Source organism: Streptomyces sp. NPDC051183, assembly GCF_040682455.1.
GTDB lineage: Bacteria > Actinomycetota > Actinomycetes > Streptomycetales > Streptomycetaceae > Streptomyces.
Genome location: NZ_JBFBBA010000012.1, coordinates 93698 through 117461 on the forward strand (window position 1 = coordinate 93698; position 23764 = coordinate 117461).

Annotated in this window: 19 protein-coding genes; 4 read left to right on the top strand and 15 right to left on the bottom strand. The window is 71.5% G+C overall.

Features of this window, described 5'->3' with window-relative positions; all coding sequences use genetic code 11:
- The first annotated feature begins 62 nt into the window (after window positions 1-62).
- Together AB0M99_RS13360 and AB0M99_RS13365 are read left to right on the top strand one after the other, a co-directional pair.
- A complete protein-coding gene (locus tag AB0M99_RS13360) occupies window positions 63-2222 on the top strand; it encodes a RecQ family ATP-dependent DNA helicase (RefSeq protein ID WP_365919675.1) in 2160 nt (719 codons plus the stop codon).
- A 215-nt stretch (window positions 2223-2437) separates the two neighbouring features.
- Window positions 2438-3067, top strand: a complete 630-nt coding sequence (locus tag AB0M99_RS13365) for a hypothetical protein (protein ID WP_365919677.1) — start codon at window positions 2438-2440, stop codon at window positions 3065-3067.
- A 205-nt stretch (window positions 3068-3272) separates the two neighbouring features.
- Here AB0M99_RS13365 and AB0M99_RS13370 read toward each other — a convergent pair whose 3' ends face one another.
- The 3 genes from AB0M99_RS13370 to AB0M99_RS13380 form a co-directional block, all read right to left on the bottom strand.
- Window positions 3273-3905, bottom strand: coding sequence for a hypothetical protein (locus AB0M99_RS13370; RefSeq protein WP_365919679.1), 633 nt, complete (start codon window positions 3903-3905; stop codon window positions 3273-3275).
- Window positions 3906-3964: 59 nt separating this feature from the next.
- Window positions 3965-4675 carry a ribonuclease HII gene (locus AB0M99_RS13375; protein WP_365919681.1) on the bottom strand — a complete coding sequence of 237 codons (711 nt, stop codon included), beginning with the start codon at window positions 4673-4675 and terminating at the stop codon, window positions 3965-3967.
- A 93-nt stretch (window positions 4676-4768) separates the two neighbouring features.
- On the bottom strand, window positions 4769-5371 hold the full coding sequence (locus AB0M99_RS13380; protein ID WP_365919811.1) for a TetR/AcrR family transcriptional regulator: 603 nt from the start codon (window positions 5369-5371) through the stop codon (window positions 4769-4771).
- Between the two features lie 140 nt (window positions 5372-5511).
- Here AB0M99_RS13380 and AB0M99_RS13385 point away from each other — a divergent pair, with 140 nt between their 5' ends.
- Entirely contained in the window at window positions 5512-7065 is a 1554-nt protein-coding gene (locus AB0M99_RS13385; protein ID WP_365919683.1) for an MFS transporter, read from the top strand.
- Between the two features lie 108 nt (window positions 7066-7173).
- Here the strand turns inward: AB0M99_RS13385 and AB0M99_RS13390 are convergent, their stop codons facing one another.
- From AB0M99_RS13390 to nrdR, 10 genes are all read right to left on the bottom strand, one after another.
- Window positions 7174-8955: a DUF4173 domain-containing protein gene (locus tag AB0M99_RS13390; protein WP_365919685.1), complete on the bottom strand. Its 1782-nt coding sequence runs from the start codon at window positions 8953-8955 to the stop codon at window positions 7174-7176.
- Window positions 8956-9108: 153 nt separating this feature from the next.
- On the bottom strand, window positions 9109-10023 hold the full coding sequence (locus AB0M99_RS13395) for an ADP-ribosylglycohydrolase family protein (RefSeq protein WP_365919687.1): 915 nt from the start codon (window positions 10021-10023) through the stop codon (window positions 9109-9111).
- 11 nt (window positions 10024-10034) lie between these two features.
- Window positions 10035-10694, bottom strand: a complete 660-nt coding sequence (locus AB0M99_RS13400) for a histidine phosphatase family protein (RefSeq protein WP_365919689.1) — start codon at window positions 10692-10694, stop codon at window positions 10035-10037.
- Between the two features lie 72 nt (window positions 10695-10766).
- On the bottom strand, window positions 10767-11372 hold the full coding sequence (locus AB0M99_RS13405; protein WP_365919691.1) for a YdbC family protein: 606 nt from the start codon (window positions 11370-11372) through the stop codon (window positions 10767-10769).
- Window positions 11373-11404: 32 nt separating this feature from the next.
- On the bottom strand, window positions 11405-12229 hold the full coding sequence (locus AB0M99_RS13410; protein WP_365919693.1) for an arylamine N-acetyltransferase: 825 nt from the start codon (window positions 12227-12229) through the stop codon (window positions 11405-11407).
- Window positions 12230-12330: 101 nt separating this feature from the next.
- Window positions 12331-13077 carry a DUF2071 domain-containing protein gene (locus tag AB0M99_RS13415; protein ID WP_365919695.1) on the bottom strand — a complete coding sequence of 249 codons (747 nt, stop codon included), beginning with the start codon at window positions 13075-13077 and terminating at the stop codon, window positions 12331-12333.
- Window positions 13074-13415, bottom strand: coding sequence for a metalloregulator ArsR/SmtB family transcription factor (locus tag AB0M99_RS13420; RefSeq protein ID WP_365919697.1), 342 nt, complete (start codon window positions 13413-13415; stop codon window positions 13074-13076). The genes AB0M99_RS13415 and AB0M99_RS13420 overlap by 4 nt, the downstream gene beginning before the upstream one ends.
- Window positions 13416-13513: 98 nt before the next feature.
- Window positions 13514-14431 (bottom strand): hypothetical protein, encoded by a 918-nt coding sequence (locus AB0M99_RS13425; protein ID WP_365919699.1) that lies wholly within the window; start codon window positions 14429-14431, stop codon window positions 13514-13516.
- Between the two features lie 459 nt (window positions 14432-14890).
- Window positions 14891-17788 carry a vitamin B12-dependent ribonucleotide reductase gene (locus AB0M99_RS13430; RefSeq protein WP_365919701.1) on the bottom strand — a complete coding sequence of 966 codons (2898 nt, stop codon included), beginning with the start codon at window positions 17786-17788 and terminating at the stop codon, window positions 14891-14893.
- Window positions 17789-17927: 139 nt separating this feature from the next.
- Window positions 17928-18440 (bottom strand): transcriptional regulator NrdR, encoded by a 513-nt coding sequence (gene nrdR, locus AB0M99_RS13435; RefSeq protein WP_365919703.1) that lies wholly within the window; start codon window positions 18438-18440, stop codon window positions 17928-17930.
- Window positions 18441-18908: 468 nt separating this feature from the next.
- Here nrdR and lexA point away from each other — a divergent pair, with 468 nt between their 5' ends.
- On the top strand, window positions 18909-19700 hold the full coding sequence (lexA, locus tag AB0M99_RS13440) for a transcriptional repressor LexA (RefSeq protein ID WP_356874260.1): 792 nt from the start codon (window positions 18909-18911) through the stop codon (window positions 19698-19700).
- A 101-nt stretch (window positions 19701-19801) separates the two neighbouring features.
- Here lexA and AB0M99_RS13445 read toward each other — a convergent pair whose 3' ends face one another.
- Both AB0M99_RS13445 and AB0M99_RS13450 read right to left on the bottom strand, forming a co-directional pair.
- On the bottom strand, window positions 19802-21772 hold the full coding sequence (locus tag AB0M99_RS13445; RefSeq protein ID WP_365919705.1) for an ATP-dependent DNA helicase: 1971 nt from the start codon (window positions 21770-21772) through the stop codon (window positions 19802-19804).
- Between the two features lie 52 nt (window positions 21773-21824).
- Window positions 21825-23666 carry an IucA/IucC family siderophore biosynthesis protein gene (locus tag AB0M99_RS13450; RefSeq protein ID WP_365919813.1) on the bottom strand — a complete coding sequence of 614 codons (1842 nt, stop codon included), beginning with the start codon at window positions 23664-23666 and terminating at the stop codon, window positions 21825-21827.
- Window positions 23667-23764 lie beyond the last annotated feature (98 nt).

The following is a 23764-nucleotide window of genomic DNA, read 5'->3' on the forward strand; positions in this document are numbered from 1 at the left end:
CAACATCCACAGGCCCAGAGGCCCATTGGCGCGATGTCGGAGGCATCGGGTTGCATGGGGGCATGAACGCAGACCTGAGGTCCTCGGCCGACTCCGTACTGGCCCGTCTCGTGGGCGATCCCACGGGCACCGCCCGGCTGCGCGAGGACCAATGGCGTGCGATCGAGGCCCTCGTCGCGGACAAGCGGCGCGCCCTGGTGGTGCAGCGCACCGGCTGGGGCAAGTCAGCGGTGTACTTCGTCGCGACCTCGCTGCTGCGCGCGAGCGGCGCCGGTCCCACCGTGATCGTCTCCCCGCTCCTCGCGCTGATGCGCAATCAGGTCGAGGCCGCGGCCCGTGCAGGGATCCACGCCCGCACCATCAATTCGGCCAATCCCGAGGAATGGGAGGGAATTCAGGCCGAAATCGCGGCGGGCGACGTCGACGTCCTGCTGGTGAGTCCGGAACGGCTCAACAACCCCGATTTCCGCGACCAGGTGCTCCCCAAGCTCTCCGCCGCCACCGGCTTGCTCGTGGTGGACGAGGCCCACTGCATCTCCGACTGGGGGCACGACTTCCGCCCGGACTACCGGCGCCTGCGCACCATGCTGGCCGATCTCCCGCCGGGCGTCCCGGTGCTGGCCACGACCGCCACGGCGAACGCCCGGGTGACCGCGGACGTCGCCGAGCAGCTGGGTACCGGGGCCGGTACGGACGCCCTGGTGCTGCGGGGCCCCCTGGACCGGGAGAGCCTGAGCCTGGCGGTGCTGACACTGCCCGACGCGGCGCACCGGCTGGCCTGGCTCGCCGACCACCTCGCCGAGCTGCCCGGTTCCGGGATCATCTACACGCTGACGGTCGCCGCCGCCGAGGAGGTCACCGCGTACCTGCGACACCGCGGGCACACGGTCTCCTCGTACACCGGCAAGACGGAGAACGCCGACCGCGAGCAGGCGGAGAACGACCTCCAGGCCAACCGGGTCAAGGCCCTGGTGGCCACGTCCGCGCTGGGGATGGGCTTCGACAAGCCCGACCTCGGCTTCGTGGTCCACCTGGGTTCGCCCTCCTCCCCCATCGCCTACTACCAGCAGGTCGGCCGGGCCGGCCGCGGCGTGGAGCACGCCGAGGTGCTGCTGCTGCCCGGCCGCGAGGACGAGGCGATCTGGCAGTACTTCGCCTCGGTGGCGTTCCCTCCGGAGCAGCAGGTACGCCGCACCCTGGAGGTCCTCGCCCAGGCGGGCCGGCCGCTGTCGCTGCCCGCGCTGGAGCCGCTGGTCGACCTGCGCCGCACGCGGCTGGAGACCATGCTCAAGGTCCTCGACGTGGACGGCGCGGTGCACCGCGTGAAGGGCGGCTGGACCTCCACGGGTGAGCCGTGGATGTACGACACCGACCGCTACGCCTGGGTCGCCCGGCAGCGTTCCGCCGAACAGCAGGCGATGCGGGACTACGCGGCAGCCACCGGGTGCCGCATGGAGTTCCTGCGCCGGCAGTTGGACGACGAGGAGGCCGCGCCGTGCGGCCGCTGCGACAACTGCGTCGGCGCCCGGTTCACGGCGGAGGTCTCCTCCACCGCGCTGGACACGGCCCGCGGAGAGCTGGGCCGACCCGGGGTGGAGCTGGAGCCGCGCAAGATGTGGCCGACGGGGCTGGCCGCCGTCGGCGTCGACCTCAAGGGCAGGATCCCGGTCGGCGAACAGGCCCTCGCGGGACGGGCCCTGGGCCGGCTCTCCGACATCGGCTGGGGCAACCGGTTGCGGCCGATGCTCGCGCCGCAGGCTCCCGACCAGCCGATTCCGGACGATGTCGCGCAGGCCGTCGTGGCGGTGCTGGCGGACTGGGCCCGGGGCCCGGGTGGCTGGGCTTCCGGGGCGGCGGACGCACCCGCCCGGCCGGTCGGCGTGGTCGCGCTTCCCTCGCGCAGCCGTCCCCGACTGGTGGGCTCGCTGGCCGCGCGGATCGCCGAGGTCGGGCGGATGCCGTTGCTCGGGACGCTCGCGTACACGGACCAGGCGCCGGAGTTCGGGCTGCCCTCGTCCAACAGCGCCCAGCGGGTGCGCGGACTCCACCAGGCATTGACCGTTCCCCCGGAGCTCGCTGCGACACTGGCAGAGGCAGCGGGTCCGGTTCTCCTCGTGGACGACCGGGCGGAGAGCGGATGGACGCTCGCCGTGGCCGCCCGGCTCCTGCGCCGGGCGGGTGCGAAGGGGGTGTTTCCGCTGGTGCTGGCGCTCCAGCCGTAGCCCGATGCGTCATCCACGGCGTGGCGGGGCAAGGATATGAACGGCATACCGGCGAATTCCGGTCGGCGGCGCCAATTGCTCGTTGCCGCATGCTCAACGGCCACGCGAGAATCGGAGTGCTCCCGCTCGGCTCGTCGGCACCCTCCTGGGCCGCGCCGCGGCGTGCCCTCAGCCCAGCCGTGCCCGTCCGCGGGCGTGTACCCGAAGGGAGGACCGTGACCTTCGGATTCGCCCCGCCCTCGACGGCGTCCCTGGCCATGGCCACCGGTGGCGCCAGCCGGCACGGCAGACTGCTGGAACCCGCCGAGTGGACGGCGGCCGGGGTTCCCCTGCTGCGCAACCCGCGCGAGATCGTCAGCGGTCTCCACTCCCGGCACAGCCCGGTGCCGTCGACCGTCGTGATCGCGGTCCTCGGACCCGAGGAGCAGCTCGTCGCGAGCGCCTCTTTCACACAGCGCACGGCATCGGCGGACGGCTGGGACTACCGCAACGCCCTGCTGTCGCGGCTGCGCAGGGTCCTCCCGCACGACCTGCGGCGGCGGACCCCGGTGCGGACCGCGGTCCTGATGTACTGCCGCGAGGGCGACGAGGGCTGGACCGAGGACGACGGGGCCTGGATGTGGGGCTTGCGGGACGCCTGCACCCTGCACGGGCTGCGCTGCGGCGCCTACATCACCCTCACCCGCGACGGCTGGCAGGTGCTGGGCGAGGGCCGCGGCGGGCGGCGGCCCAGTTCGGACTCGCGGCCGGAGCGCCTCGGCGATGTGGCGACGGAGTTCGCTCCGCTCGCCCTGCACACCGGCGGCGGCGCGACCGAGGCGCTGCGCCGCACTGCCGCGCGCTGACGCCCCTGCCGCACGCTGACGCTCTGCCCCGCACTGGGCCGTGGGATGGCGCCCTCGCGCCCGGTGCTCCTTGCACCCGGCGCCCGGGCACGTCCAAGGGCCGTACACCCGGAACCGGGCGTACGGCTGGTCAGGCCTCGGACTTCAGCGGGACCGACCGGCTGCTCGCCCGCCCCGCCCCTCGCCCGCACCGGGTCACGGGACGTCAGACGCCCGCACCCAGCACGGAGTTGATCCGCTGCGGGTCGCCGCACACGATCAGCAGCGCACCGGCCCGCGCGAGCGCGACCGGCAGTGCGCCGGCAGCGGCGTCGTCCGAACCGCCGTTGGCCGCGAAGACCACGACGGGACGGCCGGCGGCGCGCTGGACCTGCGCCGCGTCCGCGTAGAACACGTCGTCCCCGGCGTCGTGCAGGGCCCAGTACGCGGCCTCGCCGAAGGACAGCTCGTGAGCGGCCCACGGGTGGGGGTCGCCGGTGGTGAGGACCAGGATGTCGCCGGGCGCGCGCCCGGTGTCGAGCAGCAGGTCCACGGCCTCTTCGGCCGCGTCCAGCGCGCCCTCGGCGGAGGCCGGGATCAGCTGGACCTGCGGCACCGCCGCGGAGACGGACGGTGCGGTGGGGGCTGTGGGAACGGGTCCGGGGGCGGCCTGCGGCGCACGCTGCGCGGGCGGTGCGGGCCGGGCGGGACCGGGACGCCCGGGCCGCGGGACGGCGGCGGGACGCGGACCAGGTACGGGGCGGGGGGTCTGCGCGGTGCGGCTCGCGGCCGGCGTGACGCGGGGACCCTGGGCACTCTCGTGAATCTGAGGCTCCTCGATGGCGGGGGTGAGAGGCATGAGTTGATATCTATCAAACACCGGTACGAAACGTACCGGTGGGTGGCGCGTGGGTGCGATCAGAAATCGAAGCCGAGTTGGCCTCCGTTTTCCAGTTCCATCGACTCCTCGCTGCGCCGCACCTTTTTGAGGTGGCGCCAGCGCGGCAGTGCGTCGAGGTAGGACCACGAGAGCCGGTGGTAGGGGGTCGGACCCCGCTCCTCCAACGCCGCCCGGTGCACGGGCGAGGGATATCCGGCGTTGGCGGCGAAAGCGAAATCCTCAATTCCCCCGCCCTGCCCGCCGATTTCGGCCATCATCCGGTCGCGCCGAACCTTGGCGATCACAGATGCGGCGGCGACGGAAATGCAGGACTGGTCGCCCTTGATCACCGTACGGACCTGCCAGGGCAGGCCGAGATAGTCGTGCTTGCCGTCGAGGATCACCGCATCCGGCCGGACCGGCAGCGCTTCCAGTGCGCGCTCCGCGGCCAGCCGCAGGGCGGCGGTCATCCCCAGCTCGTCGATCTCCTCCGGCGAGGCGTGCCCCAGCGCGTACGCGGTGACCCAGCTCTCCAGGACGTCGAGGAGCGCGTCACGTCGCTTGGGGGTGAGCAGCTTGGAGTCGGTCAGTCCTTCGGGCGGCCGGCGCAGGCCGGTGATCGCCGCGCACACGGTGACGGGACCGGCCCAGGCCCCTCGTCCGACTTCGTCGACCCCGGCGATGACCTTGGCGCCAGTGGTTGCACGGAGGGAGCGTTCGACGGTGTGGGTGGGTGCTTCGTACGGCATGGCGCCAGCAAGGTTACGCCGCCCCGCGCCGCCTGCACACCCCGCCCCGGTCACGGATGCGCGTACGCCGGTGACAGGAGCGCGCGCACCGGCTCACGCACGGAGCAGGGGCACCATGACCTCGTCGATCATCTCGGCGATCTCCGCCTCCCGCCATTCGCTTCCGCACATCTTCGTGCGGTACATCATCATCGCCGGAATGACGTCCACGACGAACGGCCCGGTCGCTTCCGGCCGCACGTCACCCCGCTCGATTCCCCGCTGCACCAGGGCTCGGATCAGCCTGTGAGCCGGTTCGTGCAGCCCGGCCCGTACGACCTCCCGGAACCGGTCCGCCTGCGCATGATCGCACTCGTGAAGTACCGCACGCAGGGCTTGTCCGGCCCTGGAGTGCATGACGTCCCGCATCCGCACGCACAGCTCGTACAGGTCCTCGCGGATCGAGCCGAGGTCCCCGATCCCACCCAGCGGCGGCAGCCCGGTGCGCAGCGCGTCGGCCACCAGGTCGGCCTTGGAGGGCCAGCGCCGGTACAGCGCCGCCTTGCCGGTGTGCGCACCAGCCGCCACACCCTCCATCGTGAGCGCATTCCAGCCAACCGTGCTCAGCTGTTCCAACGCGGCGTCGAGAATGGCGCGTTCGAGTTCCGGCCCCCGCCTGCGCCCCGGCGACGTCGTCGACCAGCGCGAACCCACCATCATTGCGACCTCCGACCGGCTCGCGCGTCCCGCGCACGTATTTTCAGCCTTAGTGAACGCTTGCGTTCACTAAGGCTGACTCCTACGGTGGATCGGCAGTGAACGAAGACGTTCACTATTTCACTTCGGGGGGATCCTCAGTGACTACTCCTCAACTCTCCAAACCTCGAACACCCGGTGCGGCCCGTCGCGAGGGCCGCACCGGCGTCGCGCTCGCCGTCATCGCCGCCTGCCAGCTCATGGTCGTCCTCGACGCGACGATCGTGAACATCGCGCTCCCGCACATGCAGACCGCCCTCTCCTTCTCCACGACCGAGCTGTCCTGGGTGATCAGCGCCTACACCCTGGCCTTCGGCGGCCTCCTGCTGCTCGGCGGCCGGGCCGGCGACATCCTGGGCAGGCGCCGCGTCTTCCTGACCGGCATCCTGCTCTTCACCGCGGCCTCCCTCCTCGGCGGCTTCGCCCAGGAGCCCTGGCAGCTGCTCGCGGCCCGCGCCCTCCAGGGGATCGGCGGCGCGATAGCCTCGCCGACCTCGCTCGCCCTCATCACCACGACCTTCGCGGAGGGCCCCGCGCGCAACCGCGCCTTCGGGGTCTTCGCCGCCGTCTCGGCGGGCGGCGGCGCGCTCGGCCTGCTGGCGGGCGGCATGCTCACCGAGTGGCTCGACTGGCGCTGGGTCCTCTTCGTCAACGTGCCGATCGGCCTGCTGATCGTGCTCCTCACCCCGCTCTACATCAGCGAGTCCGAGCGCCATCCGGGCCGCTTCGACATCGCCGGAGCGCTGACCTCCACGGGCGGAATGGCCTCGCTCGTCTACGGGTTCATCCGCGCCTCCGAGGACGGCTGGCGCGACGGCCTCACCTTCGGCTCGTTCGGCGCCGCGGTCGTCCTGCTCACTGCCTTCGTCGTCATCGAGTCCCGGGCCCGCGAACCGATCACCCCGCTGCGGATGTTCGCCGACCGCAACCGCGCCGGCACCTACCTGATCATGCTCGCCCTCGCCGCCGCCATGTTCGGCATGTTCTTCTTCATCGTCCAGTTCGTGCAGAACGTGCTCGGATTCTCACCGATCCGCTCCGGACTCGGCTTCCTGCCCACGACGGTGGCGATCGTGGCCGCCGCCGCCATCTCGCAGCGCTTCCTGCCGCGGTTCGGCCCCAAGCCGTTCATGGTCACCGGATCCGCCTTCACCGCTGCCGGGCTGGGCTGGCTCGCCTTCATCGAAACCGGCAGCTCGTACCTCGCCGGAGTGATGGGCCCGATGCTGCTGTTCGGCTTCGGCATGGGGCTCAACTTCGTCACCCTCACCCTCACGGCCGTCTCCGGTGTGGCGCCGCAGGAAGCGGGTGCGGCGTCCGGGCTGCTCAACGCCAGCCAGCAGGTCGGCGGCTCGCTGGGCCTGTCGATCCTGGTCACCGTCTTCGGCACGGCTTCGCGCACCGAGGCCGACCAGCAGTTGTCGGCCTTCAGGGAGCAGGCCGACCCCGGCCAGTCGGCCGCCTTCGCGGAGACCGGCCGGCTGCCCGACCCCTGGGGGGACATCGTCCTCACCCATGGCATCTCCAACGCGTTCGTCGCGGGGGTGGTCATGGCGGGGGTCGCCCTGGTCACCGCGCTGCTGGTGATACGGGTGCGCAAGAGCGACCTGGAAGCCCTCAACGGAGTCGCCGCGAAGGCCGGTCCGGCGGCCTGAGCCGGTGTCGGCGAGCACGGGTGCACACCAACGGCGAGGGCCCGGGCACGGGATCGTCCCCCCGCGCGCGGGCCCCTTAGGAGATGCCGGTGCTGCTGAACTCCCGTACTAGTACCCGACGCGGGTAGTGGAGACGCCGAGCTTGCGGCACTCCGCGAACACGGCCTTCACCGGCCGCTCGCGCAGGATCTGCCGGGCGCGGTACTCGCCGAGGCTGATGGCGTACCAGGACTCGTCACGGTCGCGCGCCAGGTCGTTGCTGATCCCCATCAGGGCGCAGGAGCGCTGGGGCTCCGGCAGCCGGTCCAGGGCGGGCACCGCGTCTGCCGACAGGGTCCGCAGGTAGGCCAGGTCGAGCTTGTCGTCCTGCTCGTAGCGCGTGACGTTGTTCTCCGCGATCATCCCGTCCGGGGACAGCAGCCCGAAGGCCAGTACGCCGGCCATGGCGCTGCCCGCGATCGCGCGCGGCAGCCACCGCGCGCCGAACACCCCTGCGGCCATGATCAGTACGATGACCAGCCCGAGCCAGAGCTCCATCGCGGCCACCGACACCCGCAGCCGCGTCAGCCCGTAGGCGTCCACGTAGAGGTCCATGCGGCGCAGCGCCGAGGCGACCACCACCAGGGTGAGCGCGCACAGGGTCCCCAGGACCGCGCGGACGAGCCGCCGGTCGCCGGCTCCGGCGCGCGGGGCCCAGCGCAGGGCGAGCGCGATGACGACGAGCACGAGCAGCGTGGCCCAGAGCAACTGCCAGAAGCCCTGGCGGGCGTACTCGGAGTAGCTGAGGTCGGTGCTGGCCAGGATCTTCTCGTAGCCGCCGAACAGCACGGCGAGCTGGACGGCGTTGAAGCCGGCGAAGAGCAGGTTCAGCAGGATGAGCGGCAGGGCCCATTCGACGCGCGAGCGCGCCTTGCCGGGGGCCACCGAGATGCGGTCCCAGCGCGAGGGCGCCGCCGCGGTGCGGGCGACGGCGAGCGCGATGAAGGACCCGAGGAAGAAGAGCAGGACGCGCACCGGCCCGTCCTCGGCGCTGATCTCGGGCGTCAGCCCGCTGACCAGGTCCGCGAAAGCGGCGTCGGCCGACGCGAACAGCGTGCCGAAGAGCACCAGCAGGACCGCGGCCACGACCACGGCCTTGACCACGGGCACCCAGCGGTCGCGGGAGACCCCGCCGCCGCGCGAGCGCAGACCGGTCCAGGCCCAGCGCACCCCCAGCACGGTGGAGTCGATGAAGCCGATCGGGCTGAGCAGGATGCCGGGCCAACTGCGGCCGCCGTGCAGGGCCAGGGCGCCGGTCAGGACGGCTGCGAGCACCGCCATCGCGGCGGGCCAGCCCGAGTCGCGCAGGGCGGGCACGGCCAGCAGTGCCACGCAGCCGAGCGCCCACACCACGGTCCACGGGCGGGCGGTACGCCGGGCCGCGCGGGCGGCGGCGTACGCACCCGCCATCGCGGGCACCGCCGCGATCAGCAGGCCGGGACCCAGCCCGTCGGCGAGCAGCAGGGCGGCGGCGATGCCGGAGGCGGCGGTGGCGAACAGGACGGCGCTGCCGACGGGTCCCGCGTCGCCGGGGCGGGCCGCATCGGCCCACGCCACCGGCGCGAGGGACCAGGCTCCGGACCGGGCCCGCTGCTGGCGCGTCTGGTAGATCTTCCACGCCTTGGGATCCCAGCCGGGCGGCGCGGGCGGAATCTGCGGCGTCGGCGTCGGCGTCGGCGAAGCGGATCCCGCGTCGGCCTGCGCGGCCGGACGAGTCTCCCCGGCCGACCGGGCCGACGGATCCGTGGCTCCGCCCTTGGCGGCCTCCGCGGCCGGAGCCTGCTCCGCCGCTTCCCCGGCGGCCGCGCCCCCGTCCGCGGCCTGCGCCGCGCCGTCGGTGTTCTCTGACATCGGTTCCCCTCCCCTGCGGGCCGCCCCCGGTGATCCGGTGGAGGCGGCGAAGCGGACAGAGTAGGCCGGTGACATGCAGTTTTGAACAGGCTCAAAAGAGCCCTGTGGCAGGACCGTGACAAACGGAGGGGTACGGACCCGTGCGCAGCGCCGTTACCGCGCCGCCTCCGGCAGCCAGGCCGGCAGGGCCTCGGTCCGCGCCAGCCAGGCGGCCGGCAGCACCGCGTCGCCGCGCGCGCCCAGCACCCCGCCGACGATCGCGCAGGTCGTGTCCACGTCCCCGCCCACCTTGGCCGTGGTCCAGAACGCCTGCTCGTAGTCGTCCAGCGACCGCGCCGCCGACCACAGGGCGAACGGCACGGTGTCGTGTGCGCTGGTGCGCCGGCCGCAGCCCAGAACCGCGGCGACCGTGGTCGCGTCGCCGTAGTCCAGCATGTCCCGCGCCCGCCGCAGCCCGGCGCCGACGGCGCTGCGCGGCACCAGCGCGATCACGCCGTCCAGCAGATCGGCGGCCTTCGGCGGTCCCGCCGGGGCCGCCGCGAGCGCGGCCGCCGCGGCGACGGCCATGGCGCCGCAGACCGCCTCGCGGTGCTGATGGGTGGTGTAGGCGGAGATCTCCGCCTGGTGGGTGGCCTGCTCGGGGTCGTCGGCGTACCAGGCGCCCAGCGGTGCGACCCGCATGGCCGCGCCATTGCCCCACGAGCCCTGCCCGTTGAACAGTTCGGCCGCCAGCGTCCGCCAGTCCGCGCCCTCGCGGATCAGGCGCAGCATCCGGTTCACGGCGGGGCCGTAGCCGCGGTCGAAGTCGTGGTGGTGGGCGAAGGAGGCGGCCAGGGCGTCCTGGTCGATCCGGCCGTGTTCTGCGAGCACGGCCACCAGCGAGCAGGCCATCTCGGTGTCGTCGGTCCACTGCCACGGGTCGGTGCCGGCGGGCAGCTCGCGCTGCTTGAGCAGCGGGTAGTTCACGGGGACGAAGTACTGGGAGCCCAGGGCGTCACCCAGGGCCAGCCCGCGCAGGCTGGCCATGGCGCGTGCGTAGCGCCTTTCGGGAGAGGAGTCAGAGGTCATCCCGCGTCACTTTAGCCGTCCAGGTCATAAGGCTCGGGTGTGGTCCACCGCTCAAACGGGCGGTCCATCCGGTACCGGCCGTCCGGGCCCAGCAGAAGCACCCGGAATTCGCCGTTCCCCGGGTTGGAGAGGGCCTCGAACTCGGCCACCGACCAGTGGAACCAGCGCATGCAGAACAGCCGCATCGTCAGGCCGTGCGTCACGAGCAGCACGTTCTCCGGATGGTCGGACGCCTCGAAGCTGCGGTAGAGGCTCTCCAGGAAGGAGCCGACCCGGTCGTACACGTCGGCCCCCGACTCGCCCTGCGCGAAGCGGTAGAAGAAGTGGCCGTACGCGTCCCGGTACGCCTTCTGGAGCCGTACGTCCTCGCGGTCCTGCCAGTTCCCCCAGTCCTGCTCGCGCAGCCGGGGCTCCTCGCGCATCCGGACCCGCGCCGGGTCGAGCCGTAGTTCCCGGAAGGTCTGCAGGGTCCGGCGGTACGGGGAGACGTACGCGCTGATGTGCTCGTCGCCGAAGAGCTCGCGCAGGCGTACGCCGACCGACGCGGCCTGCTCGCGCCCGCTCCGGGTCAGCCGCAGGGCGTGGTCGGGCTCGCGCTCGTACACCGAGTCATCGACGTTCCCCTCCGATTCCCCGTGCCGGACAAGGACGATGCGCCGTGGTCGTACCATCCCACGACCCTATTCGGCGGCGCGCGGACAGACCGACCGGGCACGCCGGTCAGCCTGCCGATCGTCCTACGGTCATACGGTCCAGGAGGGTTCGAGGTCGACGACGTCTCCGGTGAGGGCCTCGACGTCGGCCTGGATCTGGGCGCGCAGGGAGAGCCGCTCGACCCTCTCCTGGCGGTACTTGCCGTGCTCGGCCGCCGCCTGCCACATCGACAGCACGAGGAACTCCCGGCCCGGCGCCTCCCCGAAGAGGCCCCGGACCATGCCCGGCGAACCCGCCATGGCCGGGTTCCACACCTTCTCCTGCATGAGGGCGAAGTGGTCCACGCGGCCCTCCCGGACCCGGGTGTGGGCCACCCTGACGACATCGGCGTCGCTGAAGCGCGGCTCGAAGCCGGTCTTCACGTCGAAGCGGTGGTCGAAGAGCGTGACGCGCGCGTCGGTGTAGGTGCCGTTCTGGGAGGCGGCCAGCCGGTCGTGCGAGCGGGCCATGAAGGAGTCGTAGAAGGAGCGGCTCTCCCAGAACGCGAAGACGTGCGCCACCCCCTGCCGGCCTCGGCTCCAGCCGCCACCCTGTCCCCGGAAACCCGGCTCCCCCGGCAGCCCCGCCCATTTGCGCTGCCCGCGCTCGAACCCGCGTCGGTCCGTCACCGTGCAGCGAATCCACTTGACCAGCACTGCGCCATCGTACGGGCCCGGCGGGGCCCGGGTCAGTCCCCGGCGCGGTAGATCCGCAGCAGTTCGGCCGCGTCCCGCCCGGACAGCCGAAGCCCGAACTCCCGGTCGAGCAGGTCGAGGAGACTCTCGGAGCCGACCGCAAGCCGCTCGACGCGCCCGTCGGGATCGAGCCGTATCAGCTCCCGCCCCACGAGGGACAGCTGGACGGCGTCGCCCGGGTACTGGACGATGACCTGCCCCACGAAGGCGGAGCGGGGATGGGAGGAGCTGTAGTGGTTCAGCACGACGTAGTCGACGGGGTGGTAGGGCTGCGGGGAGAAGGCGTACAGGTCCCGCCAGGCCCCCTCGCGCAGCGCGGACAGCGCGAGGATCCCGCCCTCCTCCTCGCCGACGCGGAAGGTCCACTCCCCCTGCCGCACCTCGGCTCCGGGGCGCGCCAGCGGCACCGGCTCGCGCGGTCCCTGGTAGCCGAACCCGGCGTCGCAGAGCCATGGTTCACCCTCGACGGTGACGACGAGGACGGCATGCGTCACCGCGAGCAGCGAGTCCCCCCGGGTGCGGTTGCGGGCCCCGCGCCCGGAAACCTCGAAGCCGATCCGCTCCAGGGCAGCGGCCAGCAGCAGGTTCTGCTCGTAGCAGTAGCCGCCGCGGCGGGCGTGCACGAGCTTGTCCTCGATGGCCTTGACGTCCAGCTCGACGGGGCGGCCGAACAGCACGTCCAGGCTCTCGAAGGTGATCGCACCGGTGTGGGCCCGGTGCACTTCGTACAACGTCCGCAGGTCCGGGAGGAGTTCCCGGCCTCCGTACCCGATCCTCGCAAGATAGGCGTCCAGATCCAGCTCGTCACCGCTCCACATGGCTGCGCCCCGCACTCCGCCGTCACGTCACGTCCGGGGCGCCCGGTCATCACACCCCGGACAATGAATAGCTCGCCGGCGCCCTGGACGCCAACCCGCTTTCACGCTGCCGGAGCAGCGCACCCCGCGCTCGCGGCGGAGTCCAGCGGGTGCCACTCCACGGGCACGTCCCGCATCAGCAGGGCGCAGTCGAAGTGCGCCGTGCCGGGCGGGAAGCGCTCGGGGTCCTCGAAGAAGGAGGATTCGGCGCGGGTGACTTCGGTGGCCTCCACCCGCCACGCGTCCGTGTGCAGTTCCATGCCGTCGAGCCGGCCCGCGGCACGCGCGGGCGAGAAGCCGCGGGCGCCCCGCCGGAAGAACTCGGAGGCCTCGGCCAGGTCGCCGAACAGCCGGCTGCCGCGCAGTTCGTCCGCGACCCGGGCGACGACCCGTACGCGGGTGGAGCCGTCCTTGGTCTCGTAGGCGACCCCGACCTCCTGCGGGGTCTCCCGCACGTCGAAGACGGCGGACCCGTGCGCTCCGGGGAACATCCGGCCGCCCGCCAGGACGTTGATCCGGGAGCCGCTGTCGCGGCGCGGAATCCAGACTCCGCTCTCGATCCCGTCCGGGCCGTCCCACTCGACGGAGATCCGGTGCGCGGCGTTCTCGCTGCGCACGCCGATGCCGGCGGGCGCCCAGCGCGGCCGGGTGTCCCCCAGCCTCAGCAGGCAGATCCCTGCGACGGCCCAGTCGCCCACGAGCTGCGGCCGCATCCCCGCCGGCAGCAGCCTCGCCGCCGCCTCGGGCTCGACCCGGTAGTTCACGAGCAGTCGCCGCTCGATGACACTCGCGATCTTCGGACTGATCATTGCATGCTCTCCCCCGACTCGGTCTTGCGCCGCTGATGCCGGAGCACGATCTGCTCCGGGCACACCATGCTGAGGAACCGCCCGACGGAGGCGGCCAGCCGCTCCTCGACGAGCGTGTAGAGGATCCGGTTGCCCTCGCGCCGCTCCCGCACCAGCCCGGCGGACTTCAGCACCCCGAGGTGCCGGGACACGGACGGAGCACTGATGGGGAACCGGCCGGCGATCTCCCCGGCCGCCAGCTCCCCGTCGCGCAGGTCCTCCAGGATCTGGCGCCGCGTGGGATCGGCGAGCGCCCGGAAGACACCGGCCTCGTCTTCGGTCTCGCTGTTCTCAGCCATACGACCTTTTTAGCACATGAGCTAATTAGCTAAATACGGCACCACCCATCCCCGGGCACGCCGGAGGGGACCGGCCGATGGCCGATCCCCTCCGTGAGCTAAAGATCGGGCAGGTCGGCGAACGCCCGCAGCCGACGGCCCGATGCCGTCTCCACGAGCCGGACGACCCCGGGATCCCCGGCAGCGAGGGCATCCCTTGCCGCCTCGCACCAGTCGTCACGCCGAAGAAGGGCCAGGTAGTCGTCCCTGTAGGGCTGCCATCGCCGAACAGGCCCCACCGAACCCCGATCGCTGCCCTCCCCCAGGCTGCTCGCCAGCCACGCGGCGATGCAGTAGCGGCTGCCCGACGGCCCCGAACGCCGGAGGTGACGCAGATGTGCGGCCAGCACCGCCTCGGCGTGGGGATAGCTCGCGAGCGTCGTCCCCATGCCTTGGCTGTAGGTCATCACCAGCAGCAGCCTGCCGGTGTGGTCGGTGATCTCGTCGTCCACGTCGAGCCCGGCGACGACTTCGTGAAGACCAGCGGCCCGGGCCACACTGCCGACGAAGTACGCGTTGAGGAAGTCGCCATCGCATGCGCTGCGCAGGAGCCAGGGCCGGGCAATCGGATCACCGAGTCGGCAGAGGGCTTCCACGACGTAGACCCGTCCCCAGCCGGCGACTCGGTCCGCGAGCCAGAGCAGCGCCCCGGTGCCTCCGGGCAGGCCCTCCAAGGCGTGCGCTGCGAGAGGTCCGAAATGGTCGGACAGCAGGCCGATCGTTTGGATCAGGGGGATGTCGTCGACCGTTCCCACGGCGGCGACCAGGGAGAGCCCCACGGTGACCGACCAGCGATCGGTTCCGTGTCGGACCAGCCACCGGCCCGTATCGCGAACGCGTTGCGTGTCCGCCCGCCCGGCAGCGGCTGCGATGTGTTCGTCGGGGTGGATCGGCACGTGGACGTCGTTGAAGGCTCCGGCCAATTCGCTCGGCAGGGAAGCGCTACGGGCGAAGTGCCCGTCCAGGATGAGCGCCACGTCCCTGCCGGCCGCGCGCCGGTCCGGCGCCTTCGGCCGAGGCCGAGGCCGACCACGGTCGAACTCATGGTCGGGATACGGCTCCCCGTCTCGCGGAAGCGGCCGCCCCGGAGCCAGCCGATGGAGCCGGAGCGCGTGGCCGAACAGTGTGGTCGGCGATCCGGGCAGTCCCGTCGATCCGGGCAGTCCCGTCCCGCTCGTGCCGCTCATCGGCGGACGGAGGACTCGATTCTCTTGATCATGACTCGGACCATGCCACGGAAGGCGTCACCACCTCAAGCCCCTTATTGAACGCGGTTTCCGCCGTGGGGCAGGAGCTCGGTAGCTCCACGCACGGCGACGGCAGGTCACGGGCACGACGAAGGGGACCGGCCTGAGGCCGATCCCCTTCGTGAGCTGCTGGTCAGCTACCCGCGCGGACTACGTCGAACGCTGCATCCGACGCGGTCGCGCCCGGTATCAGCTGCAACCGCTGGTGGAGCCGCAGCCCTCGCAGATGTAGCAGGAGCCGGCGCGCTGCATCTTCGTACCGCAGGAGAAGCAGAGCGGGGCGTCGGCGGAGACGCCGAGCTGCATCTCGACCAGTTCGGCGTTGGAGTGCGCCGTCTTGGGGGCCGGGACCTGGACGGCCGCGATCGGCTTCGGGGCCACCGGCACCGCGGGGACAGCCGCCAGCGGGGCGGACTGCGTCAGCGACTCCGTGTCGAGCTCCTCCTCGAGCGGCTCGTACGAGCCGGTCTCCAGGTGGCGCTGACGCTCCTCGGCGGAGTGGATGCCGAGGGCCGAGCGGGTCTCGAAGGGCAGGAAGTCGAGCGCCACGCGCCGGAAGATGTAGTCGACGATCGACTGCGCCATCCGCACGTCCGGGTCGTCCGTCATACCGGCCGGCTCGAAGCGCATGTTCGTGAACTTCGCGACGTACGTCTCCAGCGGGACGCCGTACTGCAGACCGACCGAGACGGCGATCGAGAAGGCGTCCATCATGCCCGCGAGGGTCGAACCCTGCTTGGACATCTTCAGGAAGACCTCGCCCAGACCGTCGTCCGGGTAGGAGTTCGCCGTCATGTAGCCCTCGGCGCCACCGACCGTGAAGGAGGTGGTGATCCCCGGGCGGCCCTTCGGGAGGCGCTTGCGGACCGGACGGTACTCGATGACCTTCTCGACCGCCGCGCGGATGGTCTCCTCGGCCTTCTCGGTGACCTCGGCCTTCTCCTCTTCCTTCTTCTTCGCGGAGAGGGGCTGGCCGACCTTGCAGTTGTCGCGGTAGATCGCGAGCGCCTTGACGCCCATCTTCCACGCCTCGAAGTAGATCTCCTCGATCTCCTCGACGGTCGCCGTCTCCGGCATGTTGACCGTCTTCGAGATCGCGCCGGAGATCCAGGGCTGGATCGCGGCCATCATGCGCACGTGGCCCATCGCGGAGATGGAACGCTCGCCCATGGCGCAGTCGAACACCGAGTAGTGCTCGGTCTTCAGGCCCGGGGCGTCGACGACCACGCCGTGCTCGGCGATGTGGGAGACGATCGCCTCGATCTGCTCCTCCTGGTAACCCAGGCGGCGCAGGGCCTGCGGGACGGTGCCGTTGACGATCTGCATCGAGCCGCCGCCGACGAGCTTCTTGAACTTGACCAGGGCCAGGTCCGGCTCGACACCGGTGGTGTCGCAGGACATCGCGAGACCGATGGTGCCGGTCGGCGCGAGGACGGAGGCCTGGGAGTTGCGGAAGCCGTTCTTCTCGCCGAGGCGCAGGACGTCCTGCCAGGCCTCGGTGGCCGCGGCCCAGATGACGTTGTCCAGGTCGTCGGTGCGCGGCGCGACGGCGTTGGCGTCGGCGTGCTGCTTCATGACGCGCTTGTGCGACTCGGCGTTGCGGGCGTAGCCGTCGTACGGACCGACGATCGCGGCCAGCTCGGCAGAACGCTTGTACGCCGTACCGGTCATCAGCGAGGTGATCGACGCGGCGAGGGTGCGGCCGCCGTCCGAGTCGTACGCGTGGCCGGTCGCCATCAGCAGGGCGCCGAGGTTGGCGTAGCCGATGCCCAGCTGGCGGAAGGCGCGGGTGTTCTCACCGATCTTCTGCGTCGGGAAGTCCGCGAAGCAGATGGAGATGTCCATCGCCGTGATGACGAGCTCGACGACCTTGGCGAAGCGCTCGGCGTCGAAGGACTGGTTGCCCTTGCCGTCGTCGTTCAGGAACTTCATCAGGTTCAGCGAGGCGAGGTTGCAGGACGTGTTGTCCAGGTGCATGTACTCGCTGCAGGGGTTGGACGCGGTGATGCGGCCGGACTCGGGGCAGGTGTGCCAGTTGTTGATCACACCGTCGTACTGGATGCCCGGGTCGGCACAGGCCCACGCGGCCTCGGCGAGCTTGCGGAAGAGCGCCTTGGCGTCGACCTTCTCGATGACCTCGCCGGTCATGCGGGCCCGCAGGCCGAACTCGGTGCCGTTCTCGACGGCCGTCATGAACTCGTCGTTCACACGGACGGAGTTGTTGGCGTTCTGGTACTGGACCGACGTGATGTCGTCGCCGCCCAGGTCCATGTCGAAGCCCGCGTCGCGCAGCGCGCGGATCTTCTCCTCCTCCTTCACCTTGGTCTCGATGAAGGCCTCGACGTCCGGGTGGTCCACGTCCAGGACGACCATCTTGGCCGCACGGCGGGTGGCGCCGCCCGACTTGATCGTTCCTGCGGACGCGTCGGCGCCGCGCATGAAGGAGACCGGGCCGGAGGCGTTGCCGCCGGAGGACAGGAGCTCCTTGGAGGAGCGGATGCGGGAGAGGTTCAGGCCGGCGCCGGAGCCGCCCTTGAAGATCATGCCCTCTTCCTTGTACCAGTCGAGGATCGACTCCATGGAGTCGTCGACGGCCAGGATGAAGCAGGCGGAGACCTGCTGCGGCTGGGGCGTGCCGACGTTGAACCACACCGGGGAGTTGAAGCTGAAGATCTGGTGCAGGAGGGCGTACGTCAGCTCGTGCTCGAAGATCTCCACGTCGGCGGGCGACGCGAAGTAGTCGAAGTCCTCGCCGGCCTTCGTGTACGTCTTCACGATGCGGTCGATGAGCTGCTTCAGACCGGTCTCGCGCTGCGGGGTGCCGACCGCGCCGCGGAAGTACTTGCTGGTGACGATGTTGACCGCGTTCACCGACCAGAAGTCGGGGAACTCGACGCCACGCTGCTCGAAGTTGACCGAGCCGTCGCGCCAGTTGGTCATGACGACGTCACGGCGCTCCCAGCTCACCTCGTCGTACGGGTGGACGCCGGGGGTGGTGTGGATGCGCTCGATACGCAGGCCGCTCTTGGCAGCCTTGGTCCCCTTGGCGCGGGAACCACGTGCCGAGCTGCTCGCCGTCTCTGTCATGCCGCCTCCCAATGCGGGCAAAACGCCCTAAAGTGCCAGCGCTATTCCGCGGCACGGTGCTGTGTCTTGTATCTACGTCTCTTCGCCGGACCCACCGGCCGCTCCGCGCTGCGAACCCAGCGCGGTACGGGCCGTCCGGTCAGTCGGCGGCGGAGGCGGGCACGGGGACCGAACCGGTCCCGGCGGGCTCGCACTCTTCGGGGTGAGACCGTGGCACGCGGAGTTCCGCGATGGCGGTCTCGAAGTCTTCAAGCGTGTCGAAAGCCTTGTAAACGGACGCGAACCGGAGGTACGCGACCAGGTCGAGCTCCTGCAACGGGCCGAGTATGGCCAGACCCACGTCGTGCGTGGTCAGCTCGGCGCTCCCGGTGGCGCGCACCGCCTCCTCGACCCGCTGGCCGAGCTTGGCGAGGGCGTCCTCGGTGACCGGCCGCCCCTGGCACGCCTTGCGAACGCCGGAGATGACCTTGGTACGGCTGAAGGGTTCGGTCACCCCGCTGCGCTTGATCACCATCAGCGAGGCCGTCTCCACCGTCGTGAAGCGACGGGAGCAGTCGGGGCACTGGCGGCGCCGGCGGATCGACGTGCCGTCGTCCGTCGTCCGACTGTCGACTACGCGGCTGTCGGGGTGCCTGCAGAAGGGGCAGTGCATGGTTCCCTCACCCTCCCTCTTGGCACGACTGAATCACCCCACGAGGCCCCTGAACGGCCGAGACGGGCTCTGCCGGGGGCTCGTGAAGCAGCCACAAGCATATGCGATGTCGAGGACCACGGCGGACCGGGGACCACAACTTCTGGGTGGCAGCGCTCATCCAACCACTAGATCTTGCGTTGCGGTGGATTTACGTCGATCCGCGTGTCGCGGTGTCCGATGACCGGAGACGCGGCCTCGCGGTGCCAGACTGGGCCCCGGCCCGGAGGGCGGCGACCCGACCCGGAAGGGTACCGTAAGCGGTGGATGCCGGGCCGAACCCGCGTTCGGTCGACCGTTCGTCTATACACCTCGCGATGTACCCACGACGGACGATCTGCGATTTTTCACTCGAACGTGTGTTTGGCGCAACCTTTCGAAAGCTACTACCGTTGTCCAGCTAGGGAGAACATTTCGAGAGGGGCCGACGTGACCACCACCGCAGACAGTGCCACCATCACTGCCCAGAACCGCTCCCAGAGCCGACTCGAGCCGGTGCATGCCATGAACGACGCAAGCCTGAACCCGGAGGCGGAGCCCGCGCGGCCCGCACGCTCCCTGCCAGGACGACCTCCAGGCATCCGCGCCGACAGCTCCGGGCTCACGGACCGGCAGCGCAGGGTCATCGAGGTCATCCGCGACTCGGTGCAGCGGCGCGGCTACCCGCCGTCGATGCGGGAGATCGGCCAGGCGGTCGGCCTGTCCAGCACGTCGTCGGTCGCCCACCAGCTCATGGCCCTGGAGCGCAAGGGCTTCCTGCGCCGCGACCCGCACCGCCCCCGGGCGTACGAGGTGCGCGGCTCCGACCAGCCCAGCTCGCAGCCCACGGACACCACCGGCAAGCCCGCCGCCTCGTATGTTCCCCTGGTCGGCCGGATCGCGGCCGGCGGTCCGATCCTCGCCGAGGAGTCGGTGGAGGACGTGTTCCCCCTCCCCCGCCAGCTCGTCGGCGACGGCGAGCTCTTCGTCCTCAAGGTCGTCGGCGACTCGATGATCGAAGCCGCGATCTGTGACGGCGACTGGGTCACCGTCCGCCGCCAGCCCGTCGCCGAGAACGGCGACATCGTCGCCGCCATGCTCGACGGCGAGGCCACGGTCAAGCGCTTCAAGCGCGAGGACGGCCATGTCTGGCTGCTCCCGCACAACGCCGCCTACCAGCCGATCCCCGGCGACGAGGCCACCATCCTCGGCAAGGTCGTCGCCGTACTGCGCCGGGTCTGACCGGCCGCCCAATAGCCAGCCCTGGGACCCACTGCGCCGGTCCCAGGGCTGTTCTGTTCGATGGCTGCCGCTCGCGCTCCCGAGACCTGCTGCCCCGGGACCTACTGCCCGTCGGCCTTCGCCTTGGCGTCGATCGCGGCCAGCGAGCGGCGGGCCTGGTTGCGGTCCGTGGTGTACCAGAAGTCCGGCAGCGTGGCCCGCAGGAAGCTCCCGTACCGGGCCGTGGCCAGGCGGGGGTCGAGAACCGCGACCACTCCGCGGTCGCCCGTGGCCCGTACGAGACGACCGGCGCCCTGAGCCATGAGCAGGGCCGCGTGCGTGGCGGCCACGGCCATGAAGCCATTGCCCCCGTGCTCCTCGACCGACTTCTGCCGGGCGCTCATCAGCGGATCGTCGGGGCGCGGGAACGGGATCCGGTCCATGACCACGAGCTGGCAGCTGGGGCCGGGCACGTCCACTCCCTGCCACAGGGACAGGGTGCCGAACAGGCAGGTCTCCGGATCGGCGGCGAATGCCTTGATCAGCTCGCCCAGCGTCTCCTCGCCCTGCAGCAGGATGGGGTTGTCGAGCCTGCCGCGCATCTCCTCGGCGGCCGCCTTCGCGCCGCGCATGGAGGAGAAGAGCCCGAGGGTACGGCCGCCTGCCGCCTCGATCAGTTCGGCGAGCTCGTCCATCATGTCGCCGCGGGTGCCCTCGCGGCCGGGGGTGGCCAGGTGCTTCGCGACGTAGAGGATGCCCTGCTTCGGGTAGTCGAACGGGGAGCCGACGTCCAGACCCCGCCAGACGGGTACGTCCTCGCCCTCGACCCCTTCCGGGGACAGGCCGAGCGAGGCCGCGACCCCGTTGAAGTCGCCGCCGAGCTTGAGGGTCGCCGAGGTCAGGACCACCGAGCGGTCCTCGAACAGCTTCTCGCGCAGCAGCCCCGACACCGACAGCGGGGCGACCCGGAGGGTGGCGCCGAAGCGGTCGTGGCGCTCGTACCAGACGACGTCGTACTCGGAGCCGTTCACGATCCGCTCGGCCACCGCGTGCACGCTCTCCACCGCGGCCAGGGCCTGCTTGCGGACGGCGTCCTCGTCGTGGACGGACTTGTCGCGCGTCGCGCCGATCGCGGAGATCACGTTGCGCGCGGCGTCCCGCAGGGACATCAGCGCGTAGCCGAGGTCCTCGGGGAGTTCCTCCAGCCGACCCGGGAGGGCCAGCTCCATCACGCGCTCGAAGGACTCGGAAGCGGTCTGCAGGGAGTCCGCCGTCTTCTCGTCGACCAGCTTGGCCGCCCGCTTCACGGCGCGGTTGACCTGCCCCGGGGTGAGCTCACCGGTGGCCACGCCGGTGACCCGCGAGACCAGTTCGTGGGCCTCGTCGACGATCAGCACCTCGTGCTGCGGCAGCACCGGGGCGCCCTCGATGGCGTCGATCGCCAGGAGCGCGTGGTTGGTGACGACCACGTCCGCGAGCTTGGCCCGCTCGCGGGCGGCCTCCGCGAAGCACTCGGCTCCGTACGCGCACTTCGTCGCGCCGAGGCACTCCCGCGAGGAGACCGAGATCTGGCCCCACGCCTTGTCGGAGACGCCGGGGGTCAGGTCGTCCCGATCGCCGGTCTCCGTCTCGTCAGCCCAGTCCCGCAGGCGCAGCAGGTCCTGGCCGAGCTTGCTGGTGGGCGCCGCCGCCTCGAACTGGTCGAAGAGGCCCTCCTCCTCGTCCTGCGGAGCACCCTCGTGCAGGCGGTGCAGGCAGAGGTAGTTGGAGCGGCCCTTGAGCATGGCGAACTGCGGGCGGCGGCGGAGCTGCGGGTGCAGCGCCTCCACCGTCCGTGGCAGGTCGCGCTCGACGAGCTGCCGCTGGAGGGCCAGGGTCGCGGTGGCCACGACCACGCGCTCGCCGTGCGCGAGGGCCGGCACCAGGTAGCCGAGGGACTTGCCGGTGCCGGTGCCGGCCTGGATGAGCCGGTGGGAGTTGTCGTCGATCGCTTCGGCGACGGCTTCGGCCATGGCCACCTGGCCGGGGCGCTCCGTGCCGCCGACGGCGGATACGGCGGCGTGCAGCAGGTCGGGGAGGGAGGGCTTCGTCATAGCACTGCCAACCCTACGGGGCGCCACCGACAGCGACCGCACCGACGAGGCGTCACGGCCGGTACAGGGGGTTGGGCACGGTGCCGTACTGCACGGCGTGCGGGCGGTCGGGGCGGTCCCGGTAGCCGTCCTCGTAGAGCCGGTTCCGGTTCAGGCAGAGCCGGCCGATGCGCTCGCCGAGCAGGTCGAAGAGCTCGTAGCGGTCCTTGAGCTCGGGGAACCGGGCCTGGTGGCGGACGATCTCCGCGCGTACGAGGGACCAGAACTCGTCCTCCGCGACGCCGAGGCGGTCCTCGCAGAGGGCGGACAGGTAGCGGAAGACGCCGACGAAGAGACCTGAGTGGATGAACTGGGGCAGGAAGTCGGCCGGCTCGGTGAGGAGCACGGCCCGGACCTCTGCGGGCATCGCGGCCAGCTCGGGCAGCGGCTCGTCGCTGATGTTGACGTCGTCCACGAAGTCCTTGACCGCGAGCCTGACCGGGACGTCGTGCTCGTCGAAGATCACGATCGCGTTCTCGCCGTGCGGGGAGAAGACGGTGCCGTAGCGGTAGAGGAAGTGGAGCAGTGGGGGCAGTAGGGCCGCGAAGAGCCGCTGGAGCCAGACGGCGGGAGCGAGACCGGAGCGGGCGACGAGTTCGGCGGTGAAGGACCGCCCGCGGGGGTCGGTGTGGAGGAGGGAGGCGAGCGTGCGGGCGCGTTCGCCGGGGGCGAGGCGGCCGGTCAGGGGCTCGCGCCAGATCGCTCCCAGGAGCTCCTTGTACTGGTAGGGGACTTCGGGGAGCTGGTCGTAGACGGGGTGGCGGACGGTGACGGAGGCGACCTCGCCGAGCAGGATCACCCCGCATTCGTCGCGGAGGAAGGGGTCGGAGTCCCGGATGGAGTGGATCCACGCGGTGACGGCGGGCGCGGCGAGCGCCAGGTCGGAGGGCAGCCCGCGCCAGACCATGGTGTTGAGGACGGAGAGCGGCAGCTTGACGCTGTGCCGCTCGGGGTGGGTGAGGTTCAGGAAGGTGCGGATCGACTGCTGCGGGAGGCGTACGTCGGGGTCCGCGGGGAGCGGGACCAGTGCACCGGAGGCGAGGGCCGGGGCGAAGAGGGGGAGTACGACCTCGTCCCACTGCCAGGGGTGGAGGGGGAGGTAGAGGTAGCCGCGCGGGTCGAGGCCGCGCTCGCGCAGGGCCCGGTCGAAGGCGGCGCGGGTGGCGGGGTCGAGCTCGGCCGAGTAGAGGCGTGCGGGGTCTTCGAGGCCGGACGTGCCGCGATAGGTCGCGAGGGCGGTGTGGGCGGCGAGCCAGGGCAGGCGCTGCGGGGTGCGGGCCTCGGGCGCCCAGGCGGCGGTGTCGGAGGCGGACAGTCCGATGCGGCCCTTGTTGAGGACGAGCCAGGGGTGGCCGGTCTGGTGGCCTTCGAGGGAGGCGTAGTCGAGGTCGGCGAGGACGTCTGCCGTGAGGGCGGTGTGCTCGATGCGGGCGTCCGCGGCGAGGGTCGCGCTGAGCTCGCGGACCAGGTGGCCCAGGGTCGCGCCGTCGATGCCGAGGAGGCGGCGGGTCCGGACGAGGAAGGCGTACGGGTCCCCGAAGGCGGTCGGGGGATCCGGGGAGGGGTGCGGCGGTGTGAGGGTGATGGTGTCGGGTGTGACGTGCCAGCTGCCGTACGAGCGGCGGCGGGCCCGGAAGCCGAGGCTGCTGCCGTCGTCGAGGGTCAGGGTCCAGGCGTCACCGGCGGCGGCCGGGGCCGGCACGGGGCTGATGATCTCCTCGTACGCGAACTCGCCGAGCAGCTTGGCGAGCAGTCGGGCGGAGGCGGATTCCCAGGTCGCGCGGTTGATCTCGGGCGGTGTGCAGGGGTGCGAGGGGTGCGAGGGGTGCGGGTGGTGCTGGGACGGCGGCGGCACGGGGGGCGCGGCGGAGCCGGGGCCCGTGGCGTCGGGGACGGCGGGGAAATTCGGCACGGCACTCCTCGGAGATCGGGAACTTTGCTGCGCGACGCAGA